General features: G+C 69.1%; 18 protein-coding genes and 1 pseudogene. 11 read left to right on the plus strand and 8 right to left on the minus strand.

The window, feature by feature from the left end:
• The first annotated feature begins 13 nt into the window (after window positions 1-13).
• From KXR53_RS22820 to KXR53_RS22835, 4 genes and pseudogenes are all read left to right on the plus strand, one after another.
• Window positions 14-769 carry an SDR family oxidoreductase gene (locus KXR53_RS22820; RefSeq protein ID WP_437377575.1) on the plus strand — a complete coding sequence of 252 codons (756 nt, stop codon included), beginning with the start codon at window positions 14-16 and terminating at the stop codon, window positions 767-769.
• Between the two features lie 12 nt (window positions 770-781).
• Window positions 782-991 (plus strand): hypothetical protein, encoded by a 210-nt coding sequence (locus KXR53_RS22825; RefSeq protein WP_437377576.1) that lies wholly within the window; start codon window positions 782-784, stop codon window positions 989-991.
• 34 nt (window positions 992-1025) lie between these two features.
• Window positions 1026-1547, plus strand: a pseudogene (locus KXR53_RS22830) (low temperature requirement protein A); the annotation flags it as partial.
• Window positions 1548-1563: 16 nt separating this feature from the next.
• The gene (locus KXR53_RS22835) at window positions 1564-1806 is read left to right on the plus strand and encodes a hypothetical protein (RefSeq protein ID WP_437377645.1); all 243 of its coding nucleotides are present in this window, start codon (window positions 1564-1566) and stop codon (window positions 1804-1806) included.
• A gap of 12 nt (window positions 1807-1818) precedes the next feature.
• Here the strand turns inward: KXR53_RS22835 and KXR53_RS22840 are convergent, their stop codons facing one another.
• The 3 genes from KXR53_RS22840 to KXR53_RS22850 form a co-directional block, all read right to left on the minus strand.
• Window positions 1819-3360, minus strand: coding sequence for a SpoVR family protein (locus KXR53_RS22840; protein ID WP_437377577.1), 1542 nt, complete (start codon window positions 3358-3360; stop codon window positions 1819-1821).
• Window positions 3357-4670, minus strand: a complete 1314-nt coding sequence (locus tag KXR53_RS22845) for a YeaH/YhbH family protein (protein WP_437377578.1) — start codon at window positions 4668-4670, stop codon at window positions 3357-3359. Before KXR53_RS22845 ends, KXR53_RS22840 begins: the two co-directional genes overlap by 4 nt.
• A gap of 173 nt (window positions 4671-4843) precedes the next feature.
• The gene (locus tag KXR53_RS22850) at window positions 4844-6790 is read right to left on the minus strand and encodes a PrkA family serine protein kinase (protein ID WP_437377579.1); all 1947 of its coding nucleotides are present in this window, start codon (window positions 6788-6790) and stop codon (window positions 4844-4846) included.
• Window positions 6791-7454: 664 nt separating this feature from the next.
• On the opposite strand from KXR53_RS22850, the gene KXR53_RS22855 reads away from it, so the two are divergent.
• From KXR53_RS22855 to KXR53_RS22865, 3 genes are all read left to right on the plus strand, one after another.
• Window positions 7455-8336, plus strand: coding sequence for a LysR substrate-binding domain-containing protein (locus KXR53_RS22855; RefSeq protein ID WP_437377580.1), 882 nt, complete (start codon window positions 7455-7457; stop codon window positions 8334-8336).
• 81 nt (window positions 8337-8417) lie between these two features.
• Window positions 8418-9149: an AzlC family ABC transporter permease gene (locus tag KXR53_RS22860; RefSeq protein ID WP_437377581.1), complete on the plus strand. Its 732-nt coding sequence runs from the start codon at window positions 8418-8420 to the stop codon at window positions 9147-9149.
• The gene (locus KXR53_RS22865; protein WP_437377582.1) at window positions 9142-9471 is read left to right on the plus strand and encodes an AzlD domain-containing protein; all 330 of its coding nucleotides are present in this window, start codon (window positions 9142-9144) and stop codon (window positions 9469-9471) included. The genes KXR53_RS22860 and KXR53_RS22865 overlap by 8 nt, the downstream gene beginning before the upstream one ends.
• 3 nt (window positions 9472-9474) lie before the next feature.
• Here KXR53_RS22865 and KXR53_RS22870 read toward each other — a convergent pair whose 3' ends face one another.
• Window positions 9475-11142, minus strand: coding sequence for a thiamine pyrophosphate-binding protein (locus KXR53_RS22870; protein ID WP_437377583.1), 1668 nt, complete (start codon window positions 11140-11142; stop codon window positions 9475-9477).
• A 133-nt stretch (window positions 11143-11275) separates the two neighbouring features.
• Between KXR53_RS22870 and KXR53_RS22875 the strand changes: the two genes are divergently transcribed.
• Window positions 11276-12286, plus strand: a complete 1011-nt coding sequence (locus KXR53_RS22875) for a serine hydrolase domain-containing protein (RefSeq protein ID WP_437377584.1) — start codon at window positions 11276-11278, stop codon at window positions 12284-12286.
• A gap of 157 nt (window positions 12287-12443) precedes the next feature.
• Window positions 12444-12893 carry a Dps family protein gene (locus KXR53_RS22880; protein ID WP_437377585.1) on the plus strand — a complete coding sequence of 150 codons (450 nt, stop codon included), beginning with the start codon at window positions 12444-12446 and terminating at the stop codon, window positions 12891-12893.
• A gap of 60 nt (window positions 12894-12953) precedes the next feature.
• On the opposite strand, the gene KXR53_RS22885 is transcribed toward KXR53_RS22880, so the two are convergent.
• Window positions 12954-13853, minus strand: a complete 900-nt coding sequence (locus KXR53_RS22885; RefSeq protein ID WP_437377586.1) for a LysR substrate-binding domain-containing protein — start codon at window positions 13851-13853, stop codon at window positions 12954-12956.
• Window positions 13854-13975: 122 nt separating this feature from the next.
• Here KXR53_RS22885 and KXR53_RS22890 point away from each other — a divergent pair, with 122 nt between their 5' ends.
• Both KXR53_RS22890 and KXR53_RS22895 read left to right on the plus strand, forming a co-directional pair.
• Window positions 13976-14806: an oxidoreductase gene (locus KXR53_RS22890; protein ID WP_437377587.1), complete on the plus strand. Its 831-nt coding sequence runs from the start codon at window positions 13976-13978 to the stop codon at window positions 14804-14806.
• A 279-nt stretch (window positions 14807-15085) separates the two neighbouring features.
• A complete protein-coding gene (locus tag KXR53_RS22895; protein WP_437377588.1) occupies window positions 15086-16507 on the plus strand; it encodes an APC family permease in 1422 nt (473 codons plus the stop codon).
• Between the two features lie 13 nt (window positions 16508-16520).
• On the opposite strand, the gene KXR53_RS22900 is transcribed toward KXR53_RS22895, so the two are convergent.
• The 3 genes from KXR53_RS22900 to KXR53_RS22910 form a co-directional block, all read right to left on the minus strand.
• Entirely contained in the window at window positions 16521-17336 is an 816-nt protein-coding gene (locus tag KXR53_RS22900; protein ID WP_437377589.1) for an ABC transporter permease, read from the minus strand.
• 4 nt (window positions 17337-17340) lie between these two features.
• Window positions 17341-18579, minus strand: a complete 1239-nt coding sequence (locus tag KXR53_RS22905; RefSeq protein WP_437377590.1) for an ABC transporter permease — start codon at window positions 18577-18579, stop codon at window positions 17341-17343.
• 184 nt (window positions 18580-18763) lie between these two features.
• On the minus strand, window positions 18764-19804 hold the full coding sequence (locus KXR53_RS22910) for an ABC transporter substrate-binding protein (protein ID WP_437377591.1): 1041 nt from the start codon (window positions 19802-19804) through the stop codon (window positions 18764-18766).
• Between the last annotated feature and the right edge of the window lie 37 nt (window positions 19805-19841).

Genomic DNA, 19841 nt, shown 5'->3' on the forward strand with positions numbered 1-19841 from the left:
GCAGGAGCATGCCATGACCAACCAGCCCCTCAAGGACAAGGTCGTCGTCATCGGCGGCGGCGCCAAGAATCTCGGCGGCCTGATCAGCCGCGACCTCGCCGGCGCGGGCGCGAGGATCTTCATCAATTTCAACAGCGACGCCACCCGGGGCGCGGCGGACGAGACCGTTGCGGCGGTCAAGGCGGCGGGCAGCGACGCCTTCGCCCTGCAGGGCGACCTGACCAAGGTGGCCGAGGTCGAGCGTCTTTTTGCCGAGGCGAAGTCGCGCTTCGGCCGGGTCGACATCGCCGTCAACACCGCCGGCAAGGTGCTGAAGAAGCCCTTCGTCGAGACCACCGAGGCGGAGTATGACGAGATGTTCGCCGTCAACGCCAAGGCCGCCTATTTCTTCATTCGAGAGGCCGGCCGGACGTTGGAGGATGGCGGCCGGATCATCACCATCGTCACCTCGCTGCTGGCCGCCTTCACCGGCCTCTACTCGACCTATGCCGGGGCCAAGGCGCCGGTCGAGCATTTCACCCGGGCGGCGGCCAAGGAGTTCGGGCCCCGCGGCATCTCGGTCAACAACATCGGTCCCGGTCCGATGGACACGCCGTTCTTCTATCCGGCGGAGACACCCGATTCCGTGGCCTATCACACCACGGCCTCGGCCCTCGGCGGCCTGACCAGGATCGAGCAGATCGTGCCGATCGTCCGCTTCCTCGCCACCGAGGGCGGCTGGATCACCGGCCAGACCCTGTTCGCCAATGGCGGCTACACCACCCGCTAGCGGGACCGGGCGATGGTCGAGCCCCTCGCGGATGCCACTGGCGGATGGGCGTTGGCGCCCATCCTCCTCTGGCTGTTCCGCGAGGGGCGGTTCCTGGCCGACCCGAACGAGCTGACCCGGCCCCTGGCCCTGCCGATGCCCTTCGCCGACGACCGCATGGCGTCGCTGGTGCTGGAGGCCGCCGCCGCGCGGCATCTCGCACGGATGCAGGGGCGGACATAGGATTGGGGGTCATCGGATTCGGAGGAGCCTTCACATGACGCAAGCCGGGTCTCGCAGCCTGCTCCGTCTGCGCAAGGCGCATGAGCACGGCAAGGTCACCTTCGTCGAGCTGTTCTTCGATCTCGTCTTCGTCTTCGCCGTCACTCAGCTGTCGCACGGGCTGCTGAAGGACTTCACCCTGCTCGGGGCGGTGCACACGGCCCTGCTGTTCCTGGCCGTCTGGTGGGTGTGGATCTACACTTCCTGGGTCACCAACTGGCTCGACCCGGACCGCACCCCGGTGCGCCTGCTGCTGCTGGCGCTGATGCTGGCTGGGCTGGTGCTGTCGACCTCGCTGCCCGAGGCCTTCGCCGAGAGGGGGCTGGGCTTCGCCGGGGCTTATGTCGCCATGCAGGTCGGGCGCAGCCTGTTCATGGTGGCGGCGCTGCGCGGGCACAGCCCTGGCAATTTCCGCAATTTTCAGCGCATCACCGCCTGGCTCGTGCTCTCCGCCATGTTCTGGATCGCCGGCGCCTTCGCGGCGGCGGAGGCGCGGCTGGCGCTCTGGGCCGTGGCGCTGGCGATCGCTGAAGATGCAGGGCGTCGAGCAGTTCGGCGACTTCGCCATCCAGATCCGGCTGAAGATGATGACCAAGCCGGGCGAGCAGTTCGTGATCCGGCGCAAGGCCCTGGCCATGATCAAGAAGGCCTTCGACGCCAACGGCATCTCCTTCGCCTTCCCGACCGTGACCGTGGCCGGCGGCGGGGGAGGGGCGGCCTCGGCCGTGGCCCAGCACGCGCTGGACCGCGCCAAGCCGGCGGGGGAGGCGGGGTAGGGCCGTCCAGCCTCAGAAGAACGTCGACCGGGCGCTGGCGGAATGCTCCTTCAGCACGGCGTTGCTGGCCGGGTCGATCTCCTTCAGCAGCACGTCGTAGCCCCAGAGGTCGGCCAGGTGCTGCAGCACCTGCCTCGTGTCGTTCTCGGCCAGCAGGATGCCGTTGACCACGCTGTGGTGCAGGATCAGGCGGCGGTCGCCGGCGAGGTCGACATCGATCACCTGGATGTCCGGGTCAATCCAGGCCACATCGTATTGCCGGGCCAGCACCCGGCGGATCCGGCGGTAGCCGCTCTCGTCGTGGATCGCGTCCACCCGCAGCTCCGGCTGGCCGGAATCATCCAGCAGGTGGAACATCCGCCACTGCCGGATCAGCCGCGGGCTGAGGAACTGGGAGACGAAGCTCTCGTCGCGATAGTTCGCCCAGACGTCCTGCAGCACAGCGGTGGCGTCGCCGCGTCCGGCGATGTCCGGGAACCACTCGCGGTCCTCGTCGGTCGGCTCGGTGCAGATCCGCTCGATGTCCTGCATCATGCCGAGGCCGAGGGCGTAGGGGTTGATGCCGTTGTAGTGCGGCTCGTTGAACTCCGGCTGGTACACGACATTGGTGTGCGACTGCAGGAACTCCAGGAAGGCGCCGTCGTTCATGGCGCCCTGCTCATGCAGTGCGGTCATGATCTTGTAGTGCACCCAGCAGGCGCAGCCCTCGTTCATCACCTTGGTCTGCGACTGCGGATAGAAGTACTGCGCCACCAGCCGGACGATACGCAGGATCTCGCGCTGCCAGGGCTGCAGCCGCGGCGCCGTCTTCTCGAGGAAGTAGAGGATGTTCTCCTGCGGCAGCTCCAGCAGGGCGCGGCGGCGCTCCTCGCTCAGCGTCGGCCCGGCGGAGCGGGCCGGGGCGTTGGGCAGGGTCCGCCACAGGTCGTTGAACACCTGCTCCTGATAGGCCTGACGCTCCTTCGCCCGCTGTTCCTCGGTCCTCAGGTCGGGCCGGCGCGGCCGCGGGTAGCGGTGGACGCCGTGGCTCATCAGCGCATGGGCGGCGTCCAGCAACTGCTCGACCGCCATCTGGCCGTAGCGCTCCTCGCATTGCGCGATATAGCCCTTGGCGAATTCGAGATAGTCGAGGATGCCCTCGGCGTCGGTCCACTGCTTGAACAGGTAGTTGGTCTTGAAGAAGGTGTTGTGGCCGAAGGCGGCATGGGCGATCACCAGCGTCTGCAGTGTCGCGGTGTTCTCCTCCATGATGTAGCTGATGCAGGGGCTGGAATTGATCACCAGCTCATAGGCCAGGCCGCGCAGCCCCTTGCGGTACAGCACCTCGTTCTGGGCGAACTGCTTGCCGAAGGACCAGTGCTTGTAGAACAGCGGCATGCCGATCGAGGAATAGGCGTCGAGCATCTGCTCGGCGGTGATCACCTCGATCTGGTTGGGATAGGTATCGAGCTTCAGCTCCTGGGTGGCCACCTGCTCGACCCGGTCATAGATCCGCTGGATCGTGCCGAAATCCCAGTCGGTGCCGGGAAAAAGCAGCGCGTCATCCGCCATCATTCGGCCCCCACGCCGACATCCCGACGCTGGAACAGCTCGCGGAACACCGGATAGATGTCGCGGCGGTGCCAGACCTTGCGCATCGCGAAGGGGGCATCGGCTTTCCGCACCCGATCATAGGTCTGCCACAGGTCGGTCTGCCGCGGCACCACGCCGGAGGACATCGGGTCCTCGTCGCGCCCGACCTCGAGATAGGCGAAGTACTGGCACAGCGGCAGGATCTCGTCGCTCAGCAGGGCCGCGGATTTGGCGCTGTCGCTCGACAGGTTGTCGCCGTCCGAGGCCTGGGCCGCGTAGATGTTCCAGTCCTCCGGCCGGTAGCGCTGGGCGACGATCGACGCCATCATCTCCAGCGCGGTGGAGACGACCGTGCCGCCGCTCTCGGTCGAATAGAAGAACGTCTCCTCATCCACCTCCTCAGCCATGTGGGTGTGGCGGATGAAGACGATCTCGACATGCTTGTAGCGGCGCTTCAGGAACAGGTGCAGCAGCGCGAAGAAGCGCTTCGCCAGATCCTTCATGTGCTCGGTCATCGAGCCGGAGACGTCCATCAGGCAGAACATCACCGCCTGGGCCACCGGCTTCGGCGTCGCCTCCAGCCGGCGGTAGCGCAGGTCGACCGGGTCGATATAGGGGATGCGCCGGCTGCGCGTCAGCAGGTGGTCCAGCCGTTCCTGCAGCTGGTCGATCCGGTCCTGATCGGCCTCCTCGTCGCCCTCCAGCGCCGCGATCTCGGCCTCGACATCCTTGATCTCGCCGGATTTTGGGCGGCGCAGCGCGATCCGGCGCGACATCGCCTTCTGCATGGTGCGGGTCACCGCCAGGCTCGCCGGCGGGCCGCTGGTGGAATAGCCCGCCCGCCGCCAGCCCACGCTCTCGGCCGCGACCAGCTTGCGCTTGGCCAGGTCGGGCAGCTCCAGGTCGTCGAGGAACAGCTCGAGATACTCTTCCTGTGACAGCACGAAGCGGAACTCGTCCTGGCCGTCGCCGTCGGGCGCGCCTTCGGTGCCGCCGCCCCCGCCGCCGCGCTTCGGCCGCGGGATGGTGTCGCCCTCGACGAACTCCTTGTTGCCCGGCAGCACATGGTCGCGGACGCCGCCGGAGACCGAGCGGTGCAGCCGGGGCTCGTTCACCCCGGTGACCGGGATCGACACCTCACCGCCCTGCTCGAGATCCTTGATGCTGCGCTCACGCGAACTGTCCCGGACCGCCCGCTGCACCAGGGCCTTGGCCCGGCGCAGGAAGCGCTGGCGGTTGACGAGGCTCTTGCCGCCCGGATTGAGCCGCCGGTCGATGATGTGCATGGACATCGTTGCGTCGCTTCCGACCTCCGTCCTCAAGGGCCTCCTGGAAACGCGACTGGCGTGGCCGCCCGACGGCGGTTTCTCCGCTCCCGGCGCTCACGGACCTCCATGTCCGCTGCGCTCCGGTTCTCGAAACCACCGCCAGTCGACTCACGCCAGCGCATGTCCGAAAAGGCCTCTCAACCTGCTTGCTTCACCCGCATGTACCATTCGACCAGGCGCCGGACCTGCCGCTCGGTGTAGCCGCGGGCGACCATGCGCTGAACGAACTCCTCGTGCTTCTTCTCGGTCTCGCCATCCTTCTTGGAGCCGAAGCTGATCACCGGCAGCAGCTCCTCGACCTGGCTGAACATCCGCCGCTCGATCACGTCGCGGATCTTCTCATAGCTGGTCCAGCTCGGGTTGCGGCCCTCGTTCGCGGCGCGGGACCGCAGCGCGAACTTGACCACCTCGTTGCGGAAGTCCTTCGGGTTGGCGATGCCGGCCGGCTTCTCGATCTTGGTCAGCTCCTGGTTCAGCAGGTCGCGGTTGAGCAGCTGGCCGGTGTCCGGGTCCTTGAAGTCCTGGTCCTCGATCCAGGCGTCGGCATAGTCGACATAGCGGTCGAACAGGTTCTGGCCATAGTCGTGATACGATTCCAGATAGGCCTTCTGGATCTCGTGACCAATGAACTCGGCATAGCGCGGCGCCAGATCGGCCTTCAGGAACTCGAGATAGCGCTTCTCCGTCTCCGGCGGCAGCTGTTCGCGCCGCACCATCTGCTCGACCACATACATCAGATGGACCGGGTCGGCGGCGACCTCGTTGGTGTCGTGGTTGAAGGTCGCGGCCAGCGCCTTGAAGGCGAAGCGGGTCGAGATCCCGTCCATGCCCTCGTCGACCCCGGCGGCGTCCTTGTACTCCTGCAGGCTGCGCGCGCGGGGATCGACCTCACGCAGGCTCTCGCCGTCATAGACCCGCATCTTGGAGTAGAGGTTGGAGTTCTCGTGCTCGCGCAGCCGCGACAGCACTGAGAAGCGGGCCAGCATCTCCAGCGTGCCGGGGGCGCAAGGCGCATCCGACAGCTTCGAGCCGCGGATCAGCTTGTCGTAGATCTTCTGCTCCTCGGTCACCCGCAGGCAGTAGGGCACCTTGATCACATAGATCCGGTCGATGAAGGCCTCGTTGTTCTTGTTGTTCTTGAAGCCCTGCCACTCGGCCTCGTTGGAATGCGCCATGATGATGCCGGTGAAGGGCAGACCGCCGATGTTCTCGGTGCCGACATAGTTGCCCTCCTGGGTCGCCGTCAGCAGCGGATGCAGCATCTTGATCGGCGCCTTGAACATCTCGACGAATTCGAGCAGGCCCTGGTTGGCCCGGTTCAGGCCGCCGGAATAGCTGTAGGCGTCCGGATCGTGCTGCGGCAGCATCTCCAGGCTGCGGATGTCGACCTTGCCGACCAGCGAGGAGATGTCCTGGTTGTTCTCGTCGCCCGGCTCGGTCTTGGCGACGGCGATCTGGCGCAGCCGCGACGGCTGCAGCCGCACCACCTTGAAGCGCGAGATGTCGCCGCCGAACTCGTCCAGCCGCTTCAGGCACCAGGGGCTGACCAAGCCGGTCAGGCGCCGGCGGGGAATGCCGTAGCGGTCCTCGATCTCGGCGCTCATCTGGTCGGGGTTGAACAGGCCGAGCGGGCTCTCGAAGATCGGGCTGATCTGGTCGCCCGCCTTCAGCACGTAGATCGGGTTCACCTCCATCAGCGCCTTCAGCCGTTCGGCCAGCGAGGACTTGCCGCCGCCGACCGGGCCGAGCAGGTAGAGGATCTGCTTGCGCTCCTCCAGCCCCTGGGCCGCGTGCAGCAGGAAGCTGACGATCCGCTCGATCGTCTCCTCCATGCCGTAGAATTCCGAGAAGGCCGGGTAGATCCGGATGGTCCGGTTCATGAAGATCCGGCCGAGCCTGGGGTCGCGGGCCGTGTCCAGGATCTCCGGCTCGCCGATGGCGGCGAGCAGCCGTTCCGGCGCGCTCGCATACATCATCGGGTCGCTGCGACAGCCCTTCAGGTACTCTTCGAGCGACATCTCCGCCGCACGGCGGGCCTCGTAGGACTTCGCATAGCTGGTGAAGAGGTCGTCGGTCGATGCCATTGCCACCCGCCTAGAGGTTCGAGGATCGAAACTCACCGTCTGCAGTTTCTGGGCGTCCGCCTCGGCTCATGATGTGCCGGGGTCTGCGGCGAGAATCAGGTGGCCGACGAGGTGCAGCCTCACCGCCCCTGCCCACAGACCCAACAGGGCCTGGGCAGTTCGGGATCCGGTGAGGTGTAATATCTGGCACTACCCCTTCTCCACCGCTCGCTCTGGATATCAATATAGGGCTGAAACTGGGCGATAATACTACTGCTTTGAATTTTCTGTCGGCCCGTTGCCCCGTTGATCGGGATCTTGGCTTGGCCTGCCATCGGACTGGATCGTCGGATCAGTCGTAACAGGGTATGCCCTGTTCGCCGGAAAGGCGATGCGGCTTTTCGGCCAACTCGCCTTAAGCACGAGATATGTGGCCGTACGATCGGCGACGCCTATCGATTCGATCGGAATAAGTCGACTGATCGATCGGTTGGGCGACCCGAGGGTCCCCGGCCGGGGCTACGGCACTCGCCGCCACTCCCCGGCGTCGGTCTCCGATTCGCGCCGCCCTCGAGATTCGGCCCGGCCTTCCCGTCACCGCCGCCGCGGCCCGTGTCGCACCGCCGGCCTCGACCTGATCAAGCTGTTCTTCTGATCGTCCGCTCGGCTGCGCTAGGGTCGGCGCATGACCCTGGAGCAGCTCCGGATCTTCGTCGCCGTCGCCGAGCATCTGCACGTCACCCGTGCGGCGCAGGCGCTGAACCTGACCCAGTCCGCCGCCAGCGCCGCGATCCAGGCGCTGGAGGCGCGCCACGCCACCAAGCTGTTCCACCGCGTCGGCCGCGGCATCGCCCTGACCGACGCCGGTGCCGCCTTCCTGCCGGAGGCGCGGTCGGTGCTGGCCCGCGCCGCCCTGGCCGAGCGCGCGCTCGACGACCTGTCCGGGTTGCGCCGCGGCGTCCTGGCGCTGCATGCCAGCCAGACCATCGGCAACTACTGGCTGCCGCCCCTGATGCACCGGTTCCGGATGGCGCATCCCGGGCTGCGCCTCGACCTCACCATCGGCAACACCGCCCAGGTGGCGGAAGCGGTGCGCGAGGGCCGCGCCGATCTCGGCTTCGTCGAGGGTGATCTCGACCTGGCCGGATTCGAGCATTCCAGCGTGCCGGGCGACCGGCTGGTGCTGGTGGTCGGGACCGGCCATCCCTGGGCCGGGGAGAAGACGATCGCGCCGGCCCGCTTCGCCGACAGCGCCTGGGTGCTGCGCGAGCGCGGCTCCGGCACCCGCCAGGTGTTCGAATCGGCGCTCGAACGCCTCGGCGTCGACCCCACGGCGCTGCCGGTGGCGCTCGAGCTGGCCAGCAACGAGGCGGTGCGGGCGGCGATCGAGGCCGGGGCGGGGGCCGGGGTGCTATCCAGCCTGGCGGTGGAATCGGGGCTGCGCTTCGGCACGCTGCGCCGGCTCGACCCGCCGTTTCCGGCCCGCCGCTTCCGCGTGTTGCGGCACCCGGAGCACTATCGCAGCCGGGCCGTGGACGCTTTCCTCAAGCTGCCGGAGCTCAGCTAGGCGGTCGGGCGCGGCGCCGCAGATCCTCCATGCCGGATCGGCATGCCGGCAGGTGCGATCGCCGTCCTAAAAGCGAGTCCCATGCTCGACCGGACTCGCGCCGACGCCTCGCCGCGCGCCGCCTTTCGCGGCGGGGCTCGGGACATCCTGGGCGCGCCGCTGCTGGTGCTCGGCGCCTCCTATGTCGGTTTCGGCTCGCTGGTGCGTGCCAGCGGGCTCGATCTCTCGGTCGGGCTGCTCTCGACCCTGACCGGCTGGGCGCTGCCCGGCCAGATGGTGCTGGTCGAGGCCTATGCCGTCGGCGCTTCCCTCCTGGCCATGATTGCGGCGGTGGCGCTGGTCAATGTCCGGCTGCTGCCGATGACCCTGGTGCTGCTGCCCGGCTTGCGGGTGCCCGGGCGGCCGCGCTGGTGGGATTATGCGACGGCCCATCTCGTCGCCATCACCGGCTGGGTGCAGGGGATGCGGGTCTGTCCCACCTTGCCGCCGGAGCAGAGGCTGCCGTACTTCGTCGGCTTCGCCGGGGCCTTGTGGGCGTCCTGCGTCGCCTGGACCGCGGTCGGCTATCACCTGGTGACGGCGGTTCCAGCCTCGGTCTCGCTCGGCCTCGTCTTCCTCAACCCGCTGTACTTCATCCTGGTGCTGACCGCCGATCTCCGGAACCGGGCGTGGCTCGGCGCCATGGTGCTGGGCGCGGCGCTGGGGCCGCTCCTGTACCAGCTCGACCCGGAATGGGGGCTGCTGGCCACGGGGCTGATCGCCGGCTCGGCCGCCTTTTTCGCCGATCGCGCCTGGCGCCGCCGCCATGGTTGAGACGGCGCTACCCTGGCTGATGCTGCTCGGCGCCGCGCTCGCCACCTATGTCTGGCGGGCCCTCGGCGTCTATCTCGCCGGCCGGGTGCGCGAGGGCGGGGCGCTGCTCGACTGGGTCGGCTGCGTCGCCTATGCCATCCTGGCCGGGCTGATCGCGCGCATGATCCTGCTGCCGGCCGGCCCTCTGGCCACGACCTCGATGGCGGAGCGGGCCGGCGCCACCGCGCTGGGCGTCGCCGTGTTCCTGCTGTTCCGGCGCAACGTGCTGCTCGGCGTCAGCGCCGGCGCCGGGTCCCTGATGCTGATGGCCGGCTGGGCGTAGCGCTTAACCCTTCTGCTGCGCCGCGGCGCGGATCTCGCTCAGGCTGGCGCGCGGCGTGATCGCCTCGGGGTCCAGCTTGATCCAGATCAGGGCCGGCTGCCCGGAAGCGACCGCCCGCTCGAAGGCCGGCGCGAAATCCTCGGTCCGCTCCACCGTCTCGGCATGGGCGCCATAGGCCTCGGCCAGCCGGGCGAAGTCCGGGTTCTGCAGCCCGGTGCCGCTGATCCGGGCCGGGTATTCCCGCTCCTGATGCATGCGGATGGTGCCGTACATGCCGTTGTCGATCACCAGGAACACCACGGCGGCGCCGTACTGCACCGCGGTCGCCAGCTCCTGCCCGTTCATCAGGAAGCAGCCGTCGCCGGCGGCGGCGATCACCACCCGCTCCGGGTTCGCCAGCTTGGCGGCGACCGCCGCCGGCACGCCGTAGCCCATCGATCCGTTGGTCGGCGCCAGCTGGCTGCGCCAGCCGCGATAGCGGTAGAAGCGGTGGAACCAGGTGGCGTAATTGCCGGCGCCGTTGCAGATCACCGCGTCGGCCGGCAGCCGGCCGACCAGCCAGCGCACGATCTCCGACATCTGCACCGCGCCGGGCGAGACCACCGGCTGCTGCCAGGCCTCGTAATCGGCGCGGGCGGCGCGCACCCACTCCCGCCGCGCCGGCAGGTCGCCGGCCGGGGCCAGGGTGCGGAGCGCCTTGGCGACAGCGGCGGAGCCGGCATTGATCGCCAGTTCCGGCTGGTACACCCGGCCCAGCTCCTCCGCCCCGGCATGGATGTGGACCAGGCGCTGCGCCGGCACCGGCACGTCGAGCAGGGTGTAGCCGCTGGTGGTCATCTCGCCCAGCCGGGCGCCCAGCACGATCAGGAGGTCGGTGGTCCTCACCCGCTCGGCCAGCTTCGGGTTCGGGCCGATGCCGACATCGCCGACATAGTGGCCGTGGTCGTTGTCGACATAGTCCTGGCAGCGGAAGGAGACGCAGAGCGGCACCTCCCAGGCCTCGGCGAAGGCCTGGATATCGGCGCGGGCCTGGGCGCTCCACCCGCCGCCGCCGATCAGCAGCAGCGGCCGCCTGGCCTCGGCCAGCAGGTCGCGCAGCCGGGCCAGCGTCTCGGCGCCGATGCCGGTCTCGACCGGGGCGGCAGGGCGGACGTCCGGCGCCCCGGTCTCCTCGACCAGCATGTCCTCCGGCAGCGCCAGCACCACCGGGCCGGGCCGGCCGGAGGTGGCGGTGTAAAAGGCGCGGGAGACGAATTCCGGCACCCGGTCGGGGTCGTCGATCTGCGCCGCCCATTTGGTCATCGAGCCGAAGACCTTGCGGACGTCGACCTCCTGGAACGCCTCGCGCTCGAACATGTCGCGGCCGACCTGGCCCATGAACACGATCACCGGCGACGAATCCTGCTGCGCCACATGGATGCCGACCGAGGCGTTGGTGATGCCGGGGCCGCGGGTGACGAAGCAGATGCCGGGCTTGCCGGTGGCCTTGGCATAGGCGTCAGCCATGTAGGCGGCGCCGCCTTCCTGGCGGCAGACCACCAGCTTGATCTCCGGCACGTCGTGCAGCGCGTCGAGCACGGCCAGATAGCTCTCGCCCGGCACGCAGAAGATGGTGTCGACGCCGTTCAGGCGCAGGGTGTCGACCAGGGCGCGGGCGGCGGTGCGGGGCATGATGGCGACCGTTGTTCGTGGGCGTTTCCGGCCGGTCTAGCATGCGACCGACCGGCATCCAACCCGCCCTGGCCTTGCGGCGTCCGCCGCGGCCGTGCTCTAACGGCGCCGTCTGTCCCGACGAGCCGCGTCCATGAGCCTCGAGACCCTCGCCGACCATGCTTTCGCTCCCGTGGCCCTGGCCCTGGAGGAAGGCCGGATTCCGGGTGCGGCGCTGGGCATCGCCACCGCCGATGGCCAGCGCGCCATCCGCTGGGGCGGCGTCGCCACCACCCTGCCGAAGCCGGAGGCGCTGCAGCGCGACACCTGGTTCGACCTCGCCAGCCTGACCAAGGTCATCGTCACGGTGACCGAGATCCTGCGGCTGGTGGAGGAGGGGGTGCTCGACCTCGACGACCCGCTGTCCAAGCACCTGCCGGATGCGGCGCCGCTGCACGGGGCGATCCCGCTGCGCCGGCTGCTCGACCACTCCAGCGGCCTGCCGGCGCAGGAGCGGATCTATCTCTGGCCCGGCCCGGCGGAACAGCGCCGCACCGCGGTGATCCGCAAGCACTGGCCGGTGAAGGCCGAGCCGGTCTATTCCGACATCAACTACATGCTGCTCGGCTTCGTGGTCGAGCGCTGGCGCGGCGTGGCCTTCGGGCAGCTGCCGGTCGGCACCGGCCTGTCCTTCGCGCCGCCGCCGGCGCAGTCCGCGGCGACCGAGGTGTGCGCAGTCCGCAACCGCCTGCTGCGCGGCGAGGTGCATGACGAGAACGCCTGGTCGCTGGGCGGCGCCGCCGGCCATGCCGGGCTGTTCGGCACGGTGCGCGGCGTGCTCGATTTCGGGCTGGAGCTGCTGCGCGGCCGTCTGTTGAGCCCCGCGGCGATGGTCGAGCTGTGCGCGCCGCAGCAGACGCCGGGCCGGGCGCTGGGGTGGGAGCGGCGCCATCCCGGCTGGCGGGGCGGCAGCCTGTGCGCGCCGCGCACCATCGGCCATCTCGGCTTCACCGGCACCGGCCTGTGGATCGATCTCGACCGCGGCATCGCCTGGACGCTCTTGACCAACCGGGTGCATCCCAGCCGCGAGATCGACACCGGCATCCAGGACCTGCGCCTGTCGGTCGGCAACCGCATCGCCGCGCGCTGGCGCGACTGGGCCTGAGGAATGGCGCCCGCTGTCCTGCGTTTTCCGATAAGCAGGGTCGATGGGGGCGATCCGATGGATCGATTGGAAGTTGCCGCGGCCGGCCTCATTCTATGATCCGTGGCGCCGATCCCCGAGCCGGGACGGATCGCCTCCCAAAACGAGGAGAAGGGTGATGAGCAAGGCCTCCAATACGCCGGTCGTGGACGCGCTGAAGCAGGTGCTGGCCGATACCTACGCCCTCCAGATCAAGACCCAGAACTACCACTGGAACGTCGAAGGGCCGCAATTCCATTCGCTGCACGGCATGTTCGAGGAGCAGTACAAGGCGCTGTTCGAGGCGGTGGACGAGGTGGCCGAGCGGATCCGCGCCCTCGGCGAGCACGCACCCGGCAGCTTCGAGGCCTTCTCCAAGATGACCAAGGTGTCGCCGCCCAAGGAGGGGATCGACGGCATCGCCATGGTCAAGGACCTCGCCAAGAGCCACGAGCTGTTGTCGGACCAGGCCAAGGCGGCGCTGGCGGTCGGCGAGAAGGCGGGCGACGACTCGACCGTCGACCTGCTGACCCAGCGCATCTCCTATCACGACAAGGCCGCCTGGATGCTGCGCGCCACCGCGGCGTGACACGCCTGCAGGCAAGTCAGAAACAGGCCCGGGCTTCTGTCCGGGCCTTTTTTCCGAGGCCTATGTCTCCGGCCATTCCTCGCGCGCAATGTCGATGAAGGCGCGCAGGCCCAGCGGCAGTTGCCGCCGGCTGGGGTAGTAGAGGAAGAAGCCCGGGAAGTCCGGGCACCAGTCCTCCAGTAGGCGGACCAGCCGCCCGTCGGCGAGGGCAGGCGCCGCGACCGCCTCGAACACGCAGGCGATGCCGGCGCCGTCCAGCGCGGCCCGCAGCATCAGCTCCTGGTCGCCCAGCGTCAGCGGCCCGTCGACCTCGACCTCCAGCGCCTCGCCGTCCTTCTCGAACTCCCAGCGGAGAAAGGCGCCGCTGTGGAAGCGGTAGCGGATGCAGGCATGACCCTTCAGCTCATGCGGGGTGCGGGGCCGGCCCCGTCCGTCGAGATAGCCCGGCGCGGCGATCACGGCCCAGCGCTGCCTCGGTCCGAAGCGGACGGCGATCATGTCCTGCTCCAGGCTCTCGCCGAAGCGCAGCCCGGCGTCGAAGCCGCCGGCGACGATGTCGACCAAGTCGTCGTCGTTGACGATCTCCAGCCGCATCTGCGGATAGGTCCGCACGAAGCGCGCCATGATCGGCGCCAGCACCTGCCGGGCCCCCTGATGCGGCGCGTTGATGCGCAGCGTGCCGGCCGGCCGGTCGCGGAATTGGTTCACCTCCTCCAGCGCGTCGCCGAGGTCGCGGAACATCGGCTGCAGCCGCTGCAGCAGCCGCGCGCCCGCATCGGACGGCGCGACGCTGCGGGTGGTACGGTTCAGCAGGCGCACGCCCAGCCGCTCCTCCAGGTCGCGCAGCAGATGGCTGACGGCCGAGGGCGACACGCCCAGCTCCGCCGCAGCGCGCCGGAAGCTGCGATGGGTCGCCACGGCGACGAAGGCGGAGAGGCCGGGGAAGTCGATCCGCGCCATGAATTGATGACCTTTTCTCAATGACCAATGGAATATTGATGGGATTATTGTGCAATCGCCCAGCCCTTAAATTCGGAAACGCAACGGCCCGAGGGCGGGCCGGCAGTCTGAAGGAGGGCATCATGAAGGTCTGGTTCATCACCGGCGCGTCGCGCGGCATCGGCGCGGAGATCACCCAGGCGGTGCTGGACGGCGGCGACGCCGTCGCGGCGGCCGCGCGGGACGCCAAGGCCGTGGCCGAGCGCTTCGGCGACCATCCGAACCTGCTGCCGCTGACGCTCGACGTCACCGACGAGGCGCAGGCCCAGGCGGCGGCGCAGGCCGCGGTCGAGCGCTTCGGCCGCATCGACGTCCTGGTCAACAATGCCGGCTACGGCCTGCTCGGCGCGGTCGAGGAGGCGGATGCCGGGGAGGTCGAGCGGCTGTTCGGCACCAACGTCTTCGGCCTGCTGAACGTCACCCGCGCGGTGCTGCCGCAGCTGCGCCGCCAGCGCTCGGGCCACATCCTCAACATCTCCTCGGTCGGCGGCTACCAGGCCTATCCGGGCTGGGGCGTCTACGGCGCGACCAAATTCGCGGTCGAGGGGCTGACCGAGGCCCTGGCGGCGGAGCTGGCGCCGCTCGGCATCCACGCCACGGTGGTCGAGCCCGGCTTCTTCCGCACCAACTTCCTGGACGGCAGCTCGCTGATCCGGACCCAGGCCGAGATCGCGGACTATGCCGAGACGGTGGGGCGGATGCGGGAGTTCGCGGCCGGGCACAACTACCAGCAGCCCGGCGACCCGAAGAAGCTGGCCCAGGCGCTGCGCACCATGGTCGCGGCCGAGGCGCCGCCGGTGCGCCTGCCGCTCGGCCGCGACACGGTCGAGCGGATCGAGGCCAAGAACGCCTTCGTCGCCAAAGAGCTGGAGCAGTGGCGCAGCTTGGCGGAATCGACCGGCTTCGAGGACTGACCGCCGCTGGCTGCACCTATAGGTGCCGGGACAAGTGGATGGGCCGGAGCCGCCCCCTCACCCGAAATCGCTGACGCGATTTCGACCTCTCCCCGAGGAGAGGTGAAGGAACAGCGGCTCCCATTCCCCTCTCCTCGGGGAGAGGGAGGGGCCCATTCGCGACAGCGAGTGGGAGGGTGAGGGGGAGGGCGGCGCGCCGCCTGGGCGGCTTCCCGGGGCGACATCCGGCGGGAAATGATGTTTCATGCAGGACCGTTCGCGATCGGAAAGGGGGAGTCGATGGTCGACATCGCCAAGAACACCCACACCGCAAGCGCCGAAGCCGCGGCCGAGCCGAGCCTGCGCCGGGTGATGGGGCCCTGGCTGCTCCTGCTGTTCATCGTCGGCGACATTCTCGGCACCGGCATTTACGCCCTGACCGGGCAGGTGGCGAAACAGGTCGGCGGCGTGGTCTGGCTGCCCTTCCTGGTGGCCTTCGCCGTCGCCCTGGTCACGGCGTTCAGCTATCTGGAGCTGGTGACGAAGTACCCGCGCGCCGCCGGCGCGGCGCTGTACACGCACAAGGCCTTTGGCATTCATTTCATCACCTTTCTCGTCGCCTTCGCGGTGATGTGCTCGGGCATCACCTCCGCCTCCACCGCCTCGCGCGCCTTCGCCGCCAACCTGTCGAACGCCTTCGAGCTCGGGCTGTCGACCCAGGGCGTCACCGCCATCGGCCTGGCCTTCATGGCCGCGGTCGCGGCGATCAACTTCCGCGGCGTCGGCGAAAGCGTGAAGGCCAATGTCGTGCTGACCACGGTCGAGCTGACCGGCCTCCTGATCATCATCGTCATCGGGCTGTGGGCGATCGGGCTGGGGCAGGGCGACGTCTCCCGCGTCACCCAGTTCGCCCCCGCCGAGCGCGGCGCCATCTGGTCGGTGATCGCGGCCACCACGCTGGCCTTCTTCGCCATGGTCGGCTTCGAGGATTCGGTCAACATGGCGGAGGAATGCCGCAACCCCAGCCGGATCTTCCCGAAGGTGCTGCTGGTCGGGCTGTGCATCACCGCCGTGATCTACACGCTGGTGTCGATCTCGGCGATCACCCTGGTGCCGCCGGAGCAGCTGGGCGAGGGCGAGACGCCGCTGCTCAAGGTGGTGCAGGCCGGCGCCCCGAGCTTCCCGGTCGAGATCTTCGGCTTCATCACCATGTTCGCGGTGGCCAACACCGCGCTGATCAACATGCTGATGGCCAGCCGCCTGGTCTACGGCATGAGCCGGGAGCGCGTGCTGCCCGGGGTGCTGGGCCGGGTCCATCCGGTGCGGCGCACCCCTGCCGTGGCCATCGGCTTCACCACGCTCCTGGCCTTCGGCCTGATCGGCTTCGTCGGCGGCATCCCGGCTCTGGGCGGCACCACGGCGCTGCTGCTGCTCTGCGTCTTCACCGTGGTCAACATCGCCGTGCTGGTGCTGCGCCGCGACCGGGTCGACCACCAGCATTTCCGCACCCCGACCTTCCTGCCGGTGGTCGGCGCCGTGGCCTGCGCCTTCCTGGTCGGGCCCTGGACCGGGCGCAACCCCGAGCAATATGCGATCGCCGGCGTTCTGCTCGCCATCGGCGTCGGGCTGTGGGTGGTCACGGTGCTGATCAACCGCGCCACCGGCCAGACGGTCGCGGAGCCGGCGATGGAGGATCTTGGCGGCGATGGGCCGGTGAATTGAGGCGCGTCTAAGCCTAGCGCCTCGCCCGCAGCCTCTCGCCGCGGCGGCGCAGCGCCTCGATCGCGACCAGCATCAGGGTCGAGACCACGATCAGCACGCTGGCTGCGGCGGTGATGGTGGGGGTGATGCTCTCGCGGATGCCGTTGAACATCTCGCGCGGCAGGGTGCGCTGGCCCGGCCCCGCCAGCAGCAGCGCCACCACCACCTCGTCGAAGGAGGTGACGAAGGCGAAGAGCGCGCCGGAGATGACGCCGGGCAGGATCAGCGGCAGCGTCACCCGGAAGAACACGGTCGTCGGCCGGGCGCCGAGGCTCGAGGCCGCGCGCGGCAGGTTGCGGTCCAGCCCCTGCAGCGTGGCGCCGACGGTGATGACGACGAAGGGCGCCGCCAGCGCGGTATGCGCCAGGATCAGCCCGGCATAGCTGTTGGTCAGCCCGACCGCGGCGAAGGCGAAGTACAGCCCGACCGCCACGATCACCACCGGCACGATCATCGGCGAGAGGAGAAGGCCGGTCAGCAGGCCGCGGAAGCGCAAGGGGGCGTGGTTCAGCCCCAGCGCCGCCGGGATGCCCAGCGCCGTCGCCAGCACCGTGGTGGCGCCGCCGACGATCAGGCTGTTGGCCAGCGCCCCCATCCAGCGTTCCGAGTTGAAGAACTCGGCGAACCAGCGCAGCGACACGCCGTCCAGCGGATAGACCAGGAACGATCCGCCGTTGAAGGACAGCGGCATGATCGCCAGGATCGGCGCGATCAGGAACAGCAGGGCCGCGCTCCCCGCCAGCCACAGCAGGGCGCGCCAGAAGGCCAGGCTCTCGAACAGCCGTCCCATGGCGTCAGCCCAGCCGCATGCGGTCGGCGCCCACCAGCCGAGCATAGACCGCGTAGAGGACGAGGGTGGCGACCAGCAGCAGCAGGCCGAGCGCCGAGGCCATGCCCCAGTTGACCGTGCTGGTGGTGTAGAAGGCGATGAACCAGCTGATCATCTGGTCCGCCGGCCCGCCGACCAGGGCCGGTGTGATGTAGTAGCCGAGCGCCAGGATGAAGACGAGCAGGCCCCCGGCGCCGATCCCTGGCAGCGTCTGCGGCAGATAGACCCGCAGGAAGGCGCCGACCGGCCGGGCGCCGAGCGAATAGGCGGCGCGCAGATGCGCCGGCGGGATCGCGCGCATGACGCTGTACAGCGGCAGGATCATGTAGGGCAGCAGCACATGGGTCATGGCGATCAGCACGCCGACCCGGTTGTAGACCAGTTGCAGCGGCTCGGAGGTGAGGCCGAGCCCGGTCAGGATCTCGTTGACGGTGCCGTTGGTCTGCAGCAGCACCACCCAGGCGGTGGTGCGGACCAGCAGCGAGGTCCAGAACGGCAGCAGCACCAGGATCATCAGCAGGTTGGCAATGCGCGGCGGCCGGGTCGCCAGCAGATAGGCGACCGGGAAGCCGATGACCAGGCACAGCGCGGTGACCGAGAGGGCGACCAGGAAGGTGCGCAGGAACACGCTGCGGTAGATCGCCTCGTCGGGCGGGGAGGGGACGATTACCCCGGCGGCGTCGCGGCGCAAATCCAGCGCCGCCAGCAGGTAGAAGTCGGTGGTCGGCCCGGCGGCGCGGGCGATCGCGCCCCAGATGTCCGTCTGGCCCCAGGCCGGGTCGAGGGCCGCGAGCGTCTCGCGCCAGCTGCCCTTCGGCGCGTCGGGCAGCTTGCGCGCGGTGTTGGTCACGACCGTGCGGTAGCCGTTGCGGTCGTAGTTCAGGCGCCGGGCGGCGGTCGGCAGGGTCTTGTCCGCCCGCGCCTGCGCCAGGTCGGCGGCCAGCGCGGCGAAGGCCTCCTCGCCCGGCAGCCCGTCGCCCTGCCAGCCGGCCAGGGCGGCGACGGTGCGCGGCATGATTGGGGCCAGGTCGCGGTCGTCGACGGCGCGCCACAGCATGCCGGCGATCGGCGCCACGAAGACCAGCAGCAGGAAGGCGACCAGCGGCGCCAGCAGCAGCCAGGCCTCGATCCGCCGTCGCCTCCCGGCCCGCCGCAGCGACCGGCGGATCGCGGTGCCGTCCTGGGCGAAGGCGGTCGCGCTCACCGCTCTTCCATCCTCCCCCTCCCCTTGCGGGAGGGGGGCGGGGGGAGGGGGCTGTCGATCGAAGGGAGCAGGCCTGACAGGACCGAGTGCTCCTGCGGCCCGAACCCCCTCCCCCTACCCCCTCCCGCAAGGGGAGGGGGAGAGTAGAAGGAGCGGCTGGCCCGAGGCTCCAAGGACATCCCTGTTACTTCGCCGCCCAGGTGTTGAAGCGCTCGGTCAGGCTGTCGATGTTCTCCAGCCAGAACTCGGCGTTCAGCTCAATCGCCTGGGACATGTTCTCCGGGTTGGTCGGCAGGCCGGGCAGGTATTCCGCTGGGATCATCGCGGTCGCCGCCTTGTTGGTCACGCCATAGGCGATCTTGGTCGGCAGCTTGGCCTGGTTCTCCGGCTTGCCGACGAAGGCCAGGAACTTGGTGGCGGCGTCGACATTGGGCGAGCCCTTCAGGATCACCCAGCTGTCGATGGTGAACAGGCTGCCGTTCCAGACGACCCGGAAGTCCTTCTTGTCGGCGACATTGGCGGCGGCGATGCGGCCGTTGTAGGCGGTGGTCATCGCCACCTCGCCCGAGGCCAGCATCTGCGGCGGCTGCGCCCCGGCGGTCCACCAGATCAGGTTCGGCTTCAGCTCGTCCAGCTTGCGGAAGGCGCGGTCCACGCCCTCCGGCGTCGCCAGCACCTTGTAGACATCGGCCGGGGCGACGCCGTCGGCCATCAGCGCGATCTCGAGATTGATCTTCGGTCCCTGGCGCATCGCCCGCTTGCCGGGGAACTTCTGCACGTCCCAGAAATCCGCCCAGCTCTTCGGCCCGTCCTTGAACTTGGCGCCGTCATAGGCCAGGACGTTGTTGTAGACGATGGTGCCGACACCGCAGTCGCTCACCGCCGCCGGCAGATAGGCGTCGCGGCCGCCGATCGCGTCCCAGTTCAGCGGCTCGAACAGTCCCTCCTCGCAGCCCAACGCCAGCTCCTCGGACTCGACCTGGACCACGTCCCAGCTCGAATCGCCGCCCTCGACCTTGGCGCGCAGCACGCCGATGCCGCCGTCCCAGCTCTCGTCGTGCATCGGGGTGCCGGTGGCCTTGAACGGTTCGAAATAGATCTCCCGCTGCGCGTCCTGATAGGCGCCGCCCCAGGACACGACGGTCAGGTCGCGGGCCATGGCGGGCGCGGCGAAGCCGGCCGCCAGCAGCACTGCCGCGGGCAGGAGGCGGGTGAAACGGATCATGACTGCACTCCCTGTTCTTCGTTCCGCCGAGGCGGCG

It is taken from the genome of Inquilinus limosus, from assembly GCF_051487185.1.
GTDB classification, from domain to species: domain Bacteria; phylum Pseudomonadota; class Alphaproteobacteria; order DSM-16000; family Inquilinaceae; genus Inquilinus; species Inquilinus limosus_F.